General features: G+C 66.0%; 10 protein-coding genes. 5 read left to right on the top strand and 5 right to left on the bottom strand.

The window, feature by feature from the left end; genetic code table 11:
* The first annotated feature begins 74 nt into the window (after positions 1 to 74).
* Entirely contained in the window at positions 75 to 1736 is a 1662-nt protein-coding gene (locus ACSFA3_RS16125) for a PglL family O-oligosaccharyltransferase (RefSeq protein ID WP_435506494.1), read from the top strand.
* Here ACSFA3_RS16125 and ACSFA3_RS16120 read toward each other — a convergent pair.
* Positions 1733 to 2332, bottom strand: a complete 600-nt coding sequence (locus ACSFA3_RS16120; protein WP_435506493.1) for a hypothetical protein — start codon at positions 2330 to 2332, stop codon at positions 1733 to 1735. The two genes, ACSFA3_RS16125 and ACSFA3_RS16120, sit on opposite strands and share 4 nt — an antisense overlap.
* 44 nt (positions 2333 to 2376) lie before the next feature.
* A complete protein-coding gene (moaC, locus tag ACSFA3_RS16115) occupies positions 2377 to 2880 on the bottom strand; it encodes a cyclic pyranopterin monophosphate synthase MoaC (protein ID WP_435506492.1) in 504 nt (167 codons plus the stop codon).
* 64 nt (positions 2881 to 2944) lie between these two features.
* Between moaC and ACSFA3_RS16110 the strand changes: the two genes are divergently transcribed.
* Together ACSFA3_RS16110 and ACSFA3_RS16105 are read left to right on the top strand one after the other, a co-directional pair.
* A complete protein-coding gene (locus ACSFA3_RS16110) occupies positions 2945 to 4558 on the top strand; it encodes a M48 family metalloprotease (RefSeq protein WP_435506491.1) in 1614 nt (537 codons plus the stop codon).
* A gap of 159 nt (positions 4559 to 4717) precedes the next feature.
* Complete coding sequence (locus tag ACSFA3_RS16105; RefSeq protein ID WP_435506490.1) at positions 4718 to 9997, top strand: amino acid adenylation domain-containing protein; 5280 nt, start codon at positions 4718 to 4720, stop codon at positions 9995 to 9997.
* On the opposite strand, the gene ACSFA3_RS16100 is transcribed toward ACSFA3_RS16105, so the two are convergent.
* From ACSFA3_RS16100 to ACSFA3_RS16090, 3 genes are all read right to left on the bottom strand, one after another.
* On the bottom strand, positions 9981 to 10337 hold the full coding sequence (locus ACSFA3_RS16100; RefSeq protein WP_435506489.1) for a phage holin family protein: 357 nt from the start codon (positions 10335 to 10337) through the stop codon (positions 9981 to 9983). The two genes, ACSFA3_RS16105 and ACSFA3_RS16100, sit on opposite strands and share 17 nt — an antisense overlap.
* 63 nt (positions 10338 to 10400) lie before the next feature.
* Positions 10401 to 10865, bottom strand: a complete 465-nt coding sequence (locus ACSFA3_RS16095) for a hypothetical protein (protein WP_435506488.1) — start codon at positions 10863 to 10865, stop codon at positions 10401 to 10403.
* Positions 10866 to 10894: 29 nt separating this feature from the next.
* A complete protein-coding gene (locus ACSFA3_RS16090) occupies positions 10895 to 11638 on the bottom strand; it encodes a TerC family protein (protein ID WP_435506487.1) in 744 nt (247 codons plus the stop codon).
* 445 nt (positions 11639 to 12083) lie between these two features.
* Here ACSFA3_RS16090 and ACSFA3_RS16085 point away from each other — a divergent pair, with 445 nt between their 5' ends.
* Both ACSFA3_RS16085 and ACSFA3_RS16080 read left to right on the top strand, forming a co-directional pair.
* Positions 12084 to 12527, top strand: coding sequence for a DUF3717 domain-containing protein (locus ACSFA3_RS16085; RefSeq protein ID WP_435506486.1), 444 nt, complete (start codon positions 12084 to 12086; stop codon positions 12525 to 12527).
* A complete protein-coding gene (locus tag ACSFA3_RS16080) occupies positions 12527 to 12832 on the top strand; it encodes a DUF2007 domain-containing protein (protein ID WP_435506485.1) in 306 nt (101 codons plus the stop codon). Before ACSFA3_RS16085 ends, ACSFA3_RS16080 begins: the two co-directional genes overlap by 1 nt.
* Positions 12833 to 12838: the final 6 nt, after the last annotated feature.

Raw genomic sequence — 12838 nt, 5'->3', positions numbered from 1 at the left:
TCTTTCTGATGAGGTGAAGACCGTTTATCTGCCAGTGGTTACCTTTCATCAACATAAGCACCAAATGTGAAGTTTTGAACCTCGTCTCTGCAGCACTGATCGCGCTTCCCTTTCTCTTCCCCTTCGTAGCCGGCCCGTCCGCCAACGTCTGGCAACTCCTGACGTCCTGGCTCTGCATCGCGCTGCTCTTCCTCGCCGGACCTCGCGCCCGACCGTCGGGCTGGCCACTCACCGCACTCGCACTGCTCGCCGCAGCGATCGCGTGGCGCGGCGCCGGAGGCGACGCTTCGATGGTGTCCGGCGCCCTTGTCGCGGTCGGCGCGACGGCGCTGGCGGCTTTCGTCGGCGCCGGGCTGTCGCGCGCGGGGACCTCCGATCAGTCGGCGCTGGCTTGGGGCCTGCTCCTGGCGGGCGTACTGAGCGCGGTGCTGGGGCTCTTGCAGTACTACGGCGCCGCGGCGTCGCTCAAACCGTTCACGACCACGCCGGAGCTGGGCCAGGCCTACGGCAACCTTCGCCAGCGCAACCAGTTCGCAACACTCATCAGCATGGCGCTGGTGGCGGCGTTGTGGCTGCATGCGTCGGTGATGTCCAGGCGCGGTCGTAATTGGCGGGTCTGGCGGATTTGGCTGATGCCGGCGGTCGGTCTGCTGCTGGTGCTCGCGGCTGCGGCATCGACGTCGCGCACGGGGTTGCTCCAGTGGCTGTCGATCTGCGGCGTGGCGGCAGCGCTGGCTTGGGGCGAGCGCCGGTCGGGTTTGGAAAAAGACCTGCGTCTTCCGCATCCGCTGTTGCTGCTGGGGCTCGTTCCGGCCTACTTTGCCGCCGCCTGGGTTTTGCCGATGCTGGCGGGTCCGGATGTCGAAGACATGCTTCGCCGCCTGCGCGTCGGTGCGCCCGAGGGCAACAGCCGGATGTTGCTCTGGCGCAACGTGATCGACCTGATCGCGATGCGTCCGTGGGTCGGCTGGGGCTGGGGCGAGCTCAGCTACGCGCACTTCAGCACGCTTTACGGCGGTCCACGCTTCGTGGAGATCCTGGACAACGCACACAACCTGCCGTTGCAACTGGCTGTCGAAGCGGGCATTCCGGCGTCGCTCGCGATCTGCGGCGTTTTCGGGGTGATGGCGCTGGCGGCGCGGCCCTGGCGCGAGCGCGAGCCGACGCGGCTCATGGCCTGGGGCGTGCTGGGCGCGATCGTGCTTCACAGCCTGCTCGAATATCCGCTCTGGTACGGGCCCTTCCAGCTGGTGTTCGGCGTGTGCATAGGGCTGCTGTGGCCGGCGTCACGCGCGGCAACTGAACCGACGACATCGCCGCTCCGGGCGCCGGCCATCGCAGCCGTGGCGCTGCTTTCGTCAGCCATCGGCTATGCCGCCTGGGACTACACCCGCATCAGCCAGATCTACGTCGCGCGCGCCGACCGCCTGGCGCCGTGGCGCGACGACACGCTGAATCGGCTCGAGGCTTCGTGGCTCTACGCCGGCCAGGTCCGTTTCGCTGCGCTCACGCTGATGCCGGTGACGGCGGCCAACGCGGCCGAGGTGCATGCGCTGGCGCTGCGCGTGGTGCATTTCTCGCCTGAGCCGAAGGTCATCGCGAAGCTGGTCGAAAGCGCGATGCTGATCGGTCGCGAGGACGAAGCGGCCGGATGGGCGGCGCGCTTCAAGATTGCGTTCCCGGTGGAATATGCGCAGTGGCTGGCCGGGAAGCCGATGGAGGAGCCGAAGCCTTAGGCTTTCTTCTTCGGGCGACCGGCCTTCAATGGCGTGAGTGCGTTCAGCGCGGAGCGCAGTTGGGCGTCGCTCAATTGTTGAAGCGCGTGCAGGCCGGCGCGCAGGAGTTCGCTCTTCTTGGTCGCACGCTTGAACCCGAGTGCACGGTCCTTGAGGGCGGCGATCAGCGCGAAGTCGTGCTGCGGCATGGTGAAGCTGTCGCGTACGAGCTTTGCTTTGGACGCGTCGACAGACACGGTCGAAACGGTCGGCTTTGCCGGAGAAGGTGCGACAGCCGGCTTCGCGCTTTTTGCCTTGGGCTGCGGAGGCACAGCTTTCTTGGTCGCGACTGTCTTGACGACTGCCTTCTTGGCCGGAGCGGCCTTCACTGGTGCAGCTTTCTTGGCGGGGGCCGCGACTGGCTTTGGAGCCGGCTTGGCCTGCTGCTTCCTGGCTGCAGCCTGCGGCTTGGGCCTCGAGGGTGCGGCGACGGCATTCGGGGTCGCAGGTGCGGCCGGAGCGACGGACGTCTTGGCAGGTGCCTGGGCAGGCACTGGCGCAGGCGCAGGCACAGGCGCGGCGTTGTCGATGGGCGCGGTGGTGTTTTCGTTGGTCATGGAGAAGTTTTTATTGTATAAATGGTTTACACAATAATTTTATCTCACCCCACCGACCAGCTCCCCGACTTCCCCCCGTGCTTCTCCACCACGTGCACGTCCGTGATCCGCATGCCGCGGTCCACCGCCTTGCACATGTCGTAGATGGTCAGCAGCGCGACCTGAACGGCGGTCAGCGCTTCCATCTCCACGCCCGTCGGCCCGACCGTTTCCACCGTCGCGGTGCAAGTCACCTGCGGCACGGTGTCGGTGTCTGCCTCCGTATCCCGATCGACCATTGCAAACGCCACCGCCACGCGCGTCAGCGCCAGCGGGTGACAGAGTGGAATCAGGTCGCTGGTCTTCTTCGCGGCCTGGATGCCGGCGATGCGGGCGATGCCGAGCACGTCGCCTTTCTTGGCGGTGCCGGATTCGATCACCGCCAGCGTGGTGGCGAGCATCTCGATGCGGCCGGTCGCGACAGCCACGCGATGCGTCGAGGCCTTGCCGCCGACGTCGACCATATGGGCCTGGCCCTGGGCGTCGAAATGGGTGAGAGATGAGCTCATGGAATTCCAGGATTCGCGGGCGCGAATATGAACAAAAACTGGGGTTGTGCATCATACGAGTCCGATGCGCCTGACTGTCCTTCGCTCGTTCCGCTTCCACCGCACCATGTTCCGCAAGGGCTGCGCTGCTGCCGTGATCGCGTCGCAGCTGCTGCTTGCGCTGTCGGCCCCCGCCCGCGCGCAATTGCTGCCCGGCATGGGCGACGGCGGCGAGATGACGGCCAGCGCCGAGCGCCGGCTGGGCGACCAGATCGCGCGGGAGCTCTACCGCGAGCCGGACTTCATCGACGATCCGGTGCTGGTCGATTACGTGCAGGGCATCTGGACCCGCCTTCTCGCCGCCGCCCGCGTGCGCGGCGAACTCACGCCGGAGCTGGACGAGCGCTTCGCCTGGACGCTGCTGCTCGGCCGCGACCGCAGCATCAACGCGTTCGCGCTGCCGGGCGGCTACCTCGGCATGCACCTGGGTCTGATCGCCGCGACAGACAGCAGTGACGAGATCGCCACGGTGCTGGGCCACGAGCTGTCGCATGTCACGCAGCGCCACATCGCGCGGATGATGTCCAAGCAGAGCCGGCAGATGCCTCTGCTGCTGGCGGCGATGGTGCTCGGCATGGTCGCTGCCGCCAAGAGCCGCAGCGGCGACGCCGGGCAGGCGGTGGTGATGGGCACGCAGGCAATGGCCATGCAGAACCAGCTCGATTTCTCGCGCGACATGGAGCGCGAGGCCGACCGCATCGGCTTCGGCGTGATGACGCAGGCCGGTTTCGCGCCCGAAGGTGCTGCGTCGATGTTCGAGAAGCTGCAGTACGCCTCGCGCCTGAACGACAACGGCTCCTATCCCTACCTGCGCAGCCATCCGCTGAACACGGAGCGCATCTCCGACATGCAGGCGCGGTTCCAGTTCCGGAATTCGACCGACGCTCCCGCCGCGCCGGGCCGGGCGTCGGCGCCACCGCCGAAGATGGATCACGCAATGATCGCGGCGCGGGCGCGCGTGCTGTCGCAACCCGGTGTCGACGTGCTGCGTCAGTGGATCGTCGCTGCTTCGCCTGCCAGCGGCGATCTCGCCCGCCAGACGACCGCGCGCCAGGCGGGCATTCTGTATGCGGCGGCGCTGGCTTCGGTCGAGTTGCGCGAGAACATGGCGGCTCGCACGCTGGCAGAGCGTCTGGCGCCGCTGACGAAGGACGATCCCGCGGCGGCGCGACTCACGCGGCTTCTGCTGGCAGAGATCGAACTCGCCGCAGGTGCCGCATCGCGGGCTGCCGTGCTGCTCGGCGGATCGGGGCCGCGCGATGCCGGCAAGCGCGAGCGTCCCGAGCTGCTCCTGTCCGCACAGGTGGCTATTGCGCTTCGTCAGCCCGAGCCGATGATCGCGCCGCTGCGCGACTGGGTCGCCGTGCATCCGCGGGACGCGCTGGCCTGGCGCACGCTCGGCAATCTGTACGGTGCGCAGAACGACACCTCGCGCGCCGTCCGCGCCGATGCGGAAGCCAACGTCGCGATCCTCGACTACGCAGCAGCCCGGGATCGTCTGAAGGCGGCGCAGACATTGGCGTCGCAAGGAGGCAACAGTGGCGTCGTCGATCACTACGAAGCGTCGATCGTCGATACGAGGGCACGCGCGGTCGAAGCGCTCTGGCGGGAGCAGCAGGAAGACAAGCCGCTGCGCTGAGAGCCTTCCGGGCAATGATGCATTGAGTTACATTTTGTAATCCATGGTTGCAGCCGAGTCGACCTGGTAAGAAAAAGCCTTACACGCTTGAACGACGCAGGCGCAATGGGATGTTGCACCGCACCAGCCACCGTGTGAGCCAAACAAAGTGCGCGCACCGTGTCCATCAATTCCCTTTCTCGTGTTTTCGACGATCAATGCCGTGCCGGCAGCGACCAAACCGCTTATGTGTTCTTGCGTGACGACCTTTCCACAACCGAATCGTTGACCTTCGCACAGCTCGGCGTCGAATGCCGTGCGCTGGCCGGCCGGCTTGCAGCTGTCGCACCCGCCGGAAGCCGCGTTCTTCTTGCGTTCCCGCCAGGCCTCGATTTCGTCCGTGCGTTCTGGGCCTGCTCGCTGGCCGGCCATGTGGCCGTTCCGGTGCCGGCGCCCGATCCGGTCCGTCTGCTTCGGGCGGCACCGCGCCTTCGCGGGATTCTCGAAGACACGTCGGCTGCACTGGTCCTGAGTTCCGATGCCGTCATCGAAGCTGCGCGGGTCACGCTCGAACCGGCGATGTTCGCGCTCGCGCCCTGGATGTCGCTGTCGGAACTGCAGGCGACGACCGCATCCGAGCCCGCGCCCTCCTTCGATACGACCGGCGGCACGCTTGCCTACCTGCAATACACATCCGGCTCGACCATGGCGCCGCGCGGCGTTCGGCTCACGCATGCCCAGGTGCTCGCGAACGTGGTGGCGCTCAACGCGGCCGGCCACGTGACAGCCGAAAGCCGGGTGCTGACCTGGCTGCCGCATTTCCACGATTACGGCCTGGTGCACGGCGTGATCGCGCCCCTGTGTGCCGGTGCGACCAGTTGGTTGATGTCGCCGCTGGTGTTCCTGCGCCGCCCGCTGCGCTGGATCGAGGCGTTGTCGTCGCTGCGCATCACGCACTCGGGCGCGCCGGCTTCGGCGTACATCGCTTGCCTGCGCGCGCTCGACGGTCGTTCGCTGGCGGATCTGCCGGACAACGCAGGTAACTCAGGCAACGCAAGTAACGATCTCTCCGCGCTGGTATCGCTGAACTGCGGCGCCGAGCCGATCCGGGCGGAAACCGTGTCCCAGGTGCTCTCCGTGTTCGGTTCGGCCGGCATGCGCGCACACGCGTTCATGCCGGGCTATGGCCTGGCGGAAACGGTTTTGGGCGTAAGCGGTCGTAACGGCGGCGAAGGGCATGCGCCGATCATGATTTCGGTCGATGCTGCGGCATTGGCGCGCGACCGCATCGTCGTGGGTACGACCGCCGGGGAAGACGTACCGGCGAAGCATCTGGTCGGCTGCGGCCGGCCGCTCGCGGGAACCGAAATCGCCATCGTCGAAGTCGCGACGTCGCAGCGCTCCGCGCCCGATGCCGTCGGCGAGATCTGGGTGCGCTCGGCCAGCGTCGGCGACGGCTATTGGCACCAGCCCAACGTCTCGCGTGAAATATTCGAAGCGCATCTGGCCGATGGCAGCGGGCCGTTCCTGCGAACCGGCGACCTCGGCTTTCTGCACGACGGCGAGCTTTTCGTCACCGGGCGGCTGAAGGATCTGGTGATCGTCCACGGCGGCAATCACTATCCGCAGGACCTCGAATGGACTGCCGAACATGCGCACACGGCGCTCCGGCCGGGCTACGGCGCGGCCTTTTCGGTCGACGGTCCGAACGGCGAGGCACTGGTGCTGACGCTGGAGACCGAACGTCGCGTGGTCGAACTCGACGCAGGCGCGATCGCCGCGGCGGTTCGTCGCGCGATCGGGGAAATCCATGGTTTGCCGGTCGAGCAGATCGTGCTGGTGCGATCCGGCTCGCTGCCGCGCAGTTCCAGCGGAAAGATCCAGCGAAATCGTTGCCGCCAGCAGTTCCTGGACGGAGAGCTGACGGTCCAGGCCGTCGTCGCGTCCGCTGCACAGGCGTCGCGCGTCATGCCGCGCGACGAAACCGAGCAGGCGATCTGGGACATCTGGCGCGAAGTATTGAACACCGCCGCTTTCGGCGTCCACGAAAGCTTCTTCGAGCTCGGCGGCACTTCTCTTCTGATGACGCAGGTGGCTTCGCGCATCGGGCAGCGGATGGGTGTCGAGCTGCCGCTCTCGGTGCTGTTCGATCAGTCCAGCGTCGCTGCGCTGGCCGACCACGTGACGCGCGCGATGCTCGACGGAAGCGAACAGTCGCAAGCCGCAGAGATTCCTCGGGTGCCGCGCGGGCGACCGCTGCCGGTGTCGCTGTCGCAGCGGCGCATGTGGCTGATCCAGCAGTTCGATCCGGCCTCGTCGGCCTACAACGTGGCGATTTCATTGCGGGTCCGTGGTGCACTCGACATCGGCGTGCTGCAGCGCGCCGTCGACCTGATGATCGAGCGGCATGAAAGCCTTCGCACGCGCCTGGTCCAGGGCATCGACGAGCCGATGCAGGTGATCGAGGACGCGCGTCCGATGCCGATCGAGCACATCGATCTCTCCGGGCATGCCGATCCGCAGGCCGATGCGCGCGCGCTGTTCTCCGAGCGCATCGCGACGCCCTTCGATCTGGCTGTCGAGCCGCTGCATCGCGCGACGCTGTTGCGTTTCGGCGAACGCGACCATGCGCTGATGTGGGTGATGCATCACGCCATCGCCGACAACTGGTCTTTCACCGTGCTGATGCGCGAAGCGCTCGACGCCTACACCGCATGGCGCTCCGGTGGCACGCCCGATCTGGCGCCGGTGCCGATCGAGTACGCCGACTACGCCGCCTGGCAGCGCAGCCCGGCGGCCATTGCTCAACGCAAGCCGCAGATGGCGTACTGGCGCGAGCGCCTGGCCGATCTCTCTCCGCTCGATCTGCCGACCGATTTTCCGCGTCCCGCACGACCGAGCTTCCGTGGCGGCCGTGCATCGGCGACGCTGTCGGCTTCGCTGCGCAGCGCCGTGCGCGCCTTCTGCTCACGTGAATCGGTCACGCCGTTCGTGGTGCTGCTCGCCGTCTTCAAGCTGATACTGGCGCGCCAGTCGCGCGGCACCGATATCGCGGTCGGCACGCCGGTCGCCAACCGCCATCGCTTCAGCGCCGAGCATCTGGTCGGCACGCTGGTCAATACGCTGGTCATGCGCACCGATCTGTCCGGCGATCCGACCTTCGTCGACCTGGTGCGGCGTGTGCGCGGCACGGCCGTCGACGCCTACGCGCACCAGGAAGCACCGTTCGACGAACTGGTCGAAACGCTCGGCCACGACCGCGCGGTGCATCCCGAGGGTCTGGTGCGCGTGCTCTTCAACGTGCTGAATGCGCCGCTCGGCCGGCTGGACCATGCGGGGCTCGACCTGGAAGAGTTCGTCTTCGACCGCTCTACCGCGCAATTCGACCTGTCGGTGCATATCGATACCGAATTCACGCACCGCGTGCACTTCGAATACGCGACCGATCTCTACGATGCCGCAACCATCGAGCGCATGCGCGACAACTATCTGGCGCTGCTCGAGGCCGTGCTCACGCAGCCGGCGCAACATATTTCGGCGTTCCCGGTCGTCGCGCCGGCCCAGCTGGCTTTGCTGCGCCAGAGCTGGAATGCCACGCAGGTGCCGCTGCCGGCCGAACTCACGCTGCACCGCTATCTCCCGATCGCCGACAACGCGCGTCATGACGATGTCGCGCTCTGCGATGCGGACGGCCGGACGCTTCGCTATGGCGAGCTGGAGGCGCGGTCGAACACGCTGGCGCATGCCTTGCGCGCTCGCGGCATCGGTCGTGGCGACCGTGTCGGTCTCGGCGTCAAGCGCGATGCGCTGATGGTCGTGGCGATGCTGGGCGTACTCAAGTCGGGCGCCGCCTATGTGCCGCTCGACCCTGGTTTTCCCTCGGACCGCCTGCACTTCATGGCCGAAGACGCCGGTCTGGCTGCATTGCTCACGCGAGGCGTGCCGGCCGGCTGGCTGGGCGACGCCGGCGTACCGCTCCTGCCGCTCGGCGAAGACGGCTGGATCGAAAGCGACAGTGGCGCCGATCGCGACACGTCGGCGTTGAAGCCTGATGCGCACCACGACGCCCGGCCGCTCGATGCGGCCTACATGATCTATACCTCCGGCTCGACCGGACGCCCGAAGGGCGTCGCTGTGCCGCACCGGGCGGTGGTCAACTTCCTCGCCAGCATGGCGCGCATGCCGGGGTTGAGTTCCGACGACAGGCTGGTCGCCGTGACGACGCTGTCTTTCGATATCGCCGTGCTCGAACTGATGCTGCCGCTGGCTGTGGGGGCGCAGGTCGTCATCGCGGACGCGAGCCAGGTACACGATCCGCATGCGCTGCGCGATCTGCTGGCGCAGCACGATGCGACCGTCATGCAGGCCACGCCCACTTTGTGGCGGACGCTGCTAGACGCCGGCTGGTCAGGCAGGGACAGCGGTGAGGCCAACTGCACGGGCTTCAAGGCACTGGTCGGCGGCGAGCCGCTGCCGCCGATGCTGGCGGAACATTTGCTCGCCAGCGATGTCGAGGTCTGGAACATGTACGGGCCGACAGAAACCACCGTCTGGTCGACCGTCTGGCGCGTGGTTTCGCCGCGTGCTGGCATTTCGATCGGTCGTCCGATCGACAACACCACCGTTCAGGTGCTCGACGAAACCGGCCATCCGTGTCCTGTCGGCGTGCCTGGCGAGCTGTGCATCGGCGGTACCGGCGTCACGCTGGGCTATCACCGGCGCGACGAACTCACCGCCGAGCGCTTCCCTCCCGATGCCGGATCCGTCGAAGCAGGTGCCCGTCTCTACCGCACCGGCGATCTGGGACGCTGGCGCCACGATGGCTGGCTCGAACATCTTGGCCGGCTCGATCGGCAGGTGAAACTGCGCGGATTGCGCATCGAGCTCGGCGAGATCGAATCGGCGCTGCTGGACCATCCGCTGGTCGCTCAATGCGTCGTCGACACCCGCGCCGACCGCAGCGGCAGAGAGAACGACGTCCGGCTGGTCGCCTATCTCGTTCCGCGAGACGGCGATGTGAAAAGTGCTTCGGAAGACGTCGACATCGCCGCCGTCCGCGAACATCTGCGAAAGCGTCTTCCCGACTACATGCTGCCGCAGTATGTCGTCTGGCTAGAGGCGCTGCCGCTCCTGCCCAACGGCAAGATCAACCGCAATGCGCTGCCGGCCCCACAAGCGGAAATCAAGGTGCGCGCAGGAAGCGCTGCGCAACGTTCGGGGCCGACAACGGCGGCAGAACATGCGATTGCCGCGGTCTGGCGAGAGCTTCTGGATGTCGAGGTGGTCGACCTGCGCGACAACTTCTTCGATCTCGGAGGCCATTCGCTGCTGGCGATGCGTGCGGTCGTCGCGATCCGCGAAAAGCTCGGATGGGACATCGCGCCGCCGCGGCTGGTCTACGAGACGCTGGGCCAGATCGCCAGGCGACAGAACCTCGAAACCGTCAGCGCTTCTTCGTGAAAAAGCTGCCGAGCGCGGTGTCGATGACCAGGTTGATCACGGAGTAGAGCAACGAGCCGAGCAGAGCGGCGCCGAATCCATTCACCACGAACCCGCTGAGCAATCCGGATGCGGACCAGAACATCAGCGCGTTGATGACGAACAGGAACAGGCCGAGCGTGACGATCGTGACCGGCAGCGTGAGAATCACCAGCACCGGCCGCACGACCATGTTCAGCAGGCCGATGACGGCAGCGGCGATCAGCGCCGAGCCGAAGCTCGCAACCTGAACGCCGCCGTAGAGATAAGTCACCGCCAGCAGGGCCAGGGCGCTCAGGAGCCAATGTATGAGGAGTCGCATGGCGCGCAGGATACCGCGCCGATGCGGTGAAACCTCGATTCGCCGACTGCGCGAGCCTCGTCTCTACTCGCCGAGTTCGTTGGCGAGCACGAGCAGGGCGCCCAGGCCCATCGCTGCGCCGGGCAGCGACCAGGCCGAATTGCCCGACGGCTTCTGGTCCAGCGACACCGGCTCCATGTCGACGCCGATCTTCGGGCGGCGCGCATCGACGACGCGTGCTGTGCCGTGTTCGAGCTTCAGGCGCTGCGTCAGGTCCGTCAGCGGGCCCTGCGCCAGTACCGGCGTGATCGCATCGCCCGGACGGCGCAGCAACGGCACGATCTGGTCCTGCGTCTTGCTGAACCACTTGCCGCGCCAGTTCTCACGCGCGCTGTGGCTCACCCACTTGCTGATGCGGTGCGTCATGCGTGGCGCGCAGGCGACCAGCACCCAGTGCTTGGCTCCGGTGCCGACCGTTTCGGCCGGCGCCTTTGCAAGGAAGTCGCGCGCATAGGCCGCGTCGTCGACGTACAGGATGATCTTTTCCATGTCGTTCTCCTTCTAGTGGACAAAAACCCTCAGACCAGTGGCGCTGCCGCATGGTCGGCCTTGGGACGGCGCGAAGCCACCCACTTGCCGATCGCCAGCACCAGCAGCGCACCGATGATGCCGGCGGCATACTTGATGGTGTCGGTTTGCGGAATCTTCGGCACCCAGGTCCAGGCGTCGAGGCGCACCACGGCAGGGTCCGAAATCAGCATCGTGCCGGCGATCCAGCCCAGCAGCATGCCGCCGGCCGTGATGATCATCGGATAGCGATCCATCAGCTTGATGACCAGCTGGCTGCCCCAGACGATGATCGGGATGCTCACGACGAGACCGAAGATGACCAGCGCCATCTGGTGGCCCTCGCCCGCGCCCTGTGCGGCGCCGGCGATGGCGATCACGTTGTCGACGCTCATCACCAGGTCGGCAATGATCACGGTCTTGACGGCAGCCCACAGCTTGTCGCTGCCGGCGATGTTGCCGTGCGCATCGTCATGGTCGGGTGCCAGCAGCTTGACGCCGATCCACACCAGCAGAAGCGCGCCGACGACTTTCAGGAACGGAATCGCCAGAAGCGTGAGCGCGAAGAAGATCAGGATGACGCGCAGGATGATGGCGCCGGCCGTGCCCCAGAGGATGCCCTTGGTGCGTTGCGCGGGCGGCAGCTTGCGGCAGGCCAGTGCGATCACGACGGCGTTGTCGCCGCCCAAAAGAATGTCGATCATGATGATCTGACCGACTGCGACCCAGAATTCCGGGGTCATGAATGCTTCCATAGCGTCCTCTTAGCGTTTCGATGTTTTTATCCAGGCGGACCTGATCGAAGCGGCTGTAAGAAGACTCCATTGAAGTCCGGACATGCAATCGCTTCGATCAAACCTGCGCAGGTTCCAATCGAAGGTCTTGCTCGGCCGCCCCATGATTTCGCATGAAGCGGCCCGACAGGCCGGAAGATTGTTGTGCTTCGTGTTGACGACCTGTCGAACGGGAGCTACTCCCCTTCGTGGGCGGATTAAAGCATCTGGGTCTAGGCATCGCAATCCATAATGCTTTGCGGTTCTATAAGAATCGTCCTAAAAGCCGCTCTGCGTAAAGCCCGGTCGCTATGAAATAAATAGCACATCGAAGGCCCTGAAAAAATGCGGGACTTTGCCGGACTATGATGGTCTTCGCTTGTCCGCAGTCGTTCTTTCAGTCGTTTCTCAGTCGTTTCGTCGCCTCATGGCCGCCATCCACATCACAGACATCGAGGCCGCCATCAACTTCTGGCGCAGCCGCAATCCTTCGCCCGACGGCGTCACGCTGGCGCCCGAGCTGCGTGCGCTGGGAACCGTCTACGCGCTGATGGTCTATCACCGTGAAGACGAGGTCGACGAGACCGGCTTTCCCGCAAAAGCCTGGGCTGCATGGCTCGCGTGGTACGAGAGCACACCCGACACGCCCTGCATCGCGATCTGTTCCACCAGCCAGGGTGATGAGGAATGCAAGGGCTGCGGCCGCAGCTTTGCCGAAGTTCAGCATTGGCCCGCGATGACACCGGTCGAGAAGCGCGGGACGTGGCGCCGAATCACCATGGAAGACACCGCTTGGCGCTTCAATACGTATGCGGAACGCGCGCGCGAGACCGACCGGGTCGTGCCCGGAACTTCGGGCAGTGGCGCCTGATGCGTCGTCTCGCGAAGGCTCCCAATCTCGCGATCGCGACGTTGTGGGTTCATGCGCTGGGCGAGGACGGCATCGCCGCATCGGTGCAGCGCGAATTCCTGGGCGGAGCTGTCGGGCAACTGCCGCCCGATCAGTGCCTGCCGGAAATATGGATCGAAGACGACGGGCAACTGGCTCAGGCCGAGCGCGCGCTGTATTCGATCCAGAACCGCCCGCAACGCCGGTGGCACTGCCGCTGCGGCGAGCTGGTCGAAGGCGGCTTCGAACAGTGTTGGCAGTGCGGCGCGATGATGCCGGCGCTCTGAATCGCG

This window comes from Variovorax glucosi (assembly GCF_051216695.1).
GTDB lineage: Bacteria > Pseudomonadota > Gammaproteobacteria > Burkholderiales > Burkholderiaceae_C > Variovorax.
The sequence above is the reverse complement of the archived record's forward strand: the minus strand, read 5'-3'. Positions and strand labels throughout refer to the sequence as shown.

Bases quoted from the DNA above. Each gene is read 5' to 3' on its own strand.
- ACSFA3_RS16120 (WP_435506493.1), bottom strand. From the start codon at position 2,332: ATGACCAACGAAAACACCACCGCGCCCATCGACAACGCCGCGCCTGTG.
- moaC (WP_435506492.1), bottom strand. From the start codon at position 2,880: ATGAGCTCATCTCTCACCCATTTCGACGCCCAGGGCCAGGCCCATATG.
- ACSFA3_RS16110 (WP_435506491.1), top strand. From the start codon at position 2,945: ATGCGCCTGACTGTCCTTCGCTCGTTCCGCTTCCACCGCACCATGTTC.
- ACSFA3_RS16100 (WP_435506489.1), bottom strand. From the start codon at position 10,337: ATGCGACTCCTCATACATTGGCTCCTGAGCGCCCTGGCCCTGCTGGCG.
- ACSFA3_RS16095 (WP_435506488.1), bottom strand. From the start codon at position 10,865: ATGGAAAAGATCATCCTGTACGTCGACGACGCGGCCTATGCGCGCGAC.
- ACSFA3_RS16090 (WP_435506487.1), bottom strand. From the start codon at position 11,638: ATGGAAGCATTCATGACCCCGGAATTCTGGGTCGCAGTCGGTCAGATC.
- ACSFA3_RS16085 (WP_435506486.1), top strand. From the start codon at position 12,084: ATGGCCGCCATCCACATCACAGACATCGAGGCCGCCATCAACTTCTGG.
- ACSFA3_RS16080 (WP_435506485.1), top strand. From the start codon at position 12,527: ATGCGTCGTCTCGCGAAGGCTCCCAATCTCGCGATCGCGACGTTGTGG.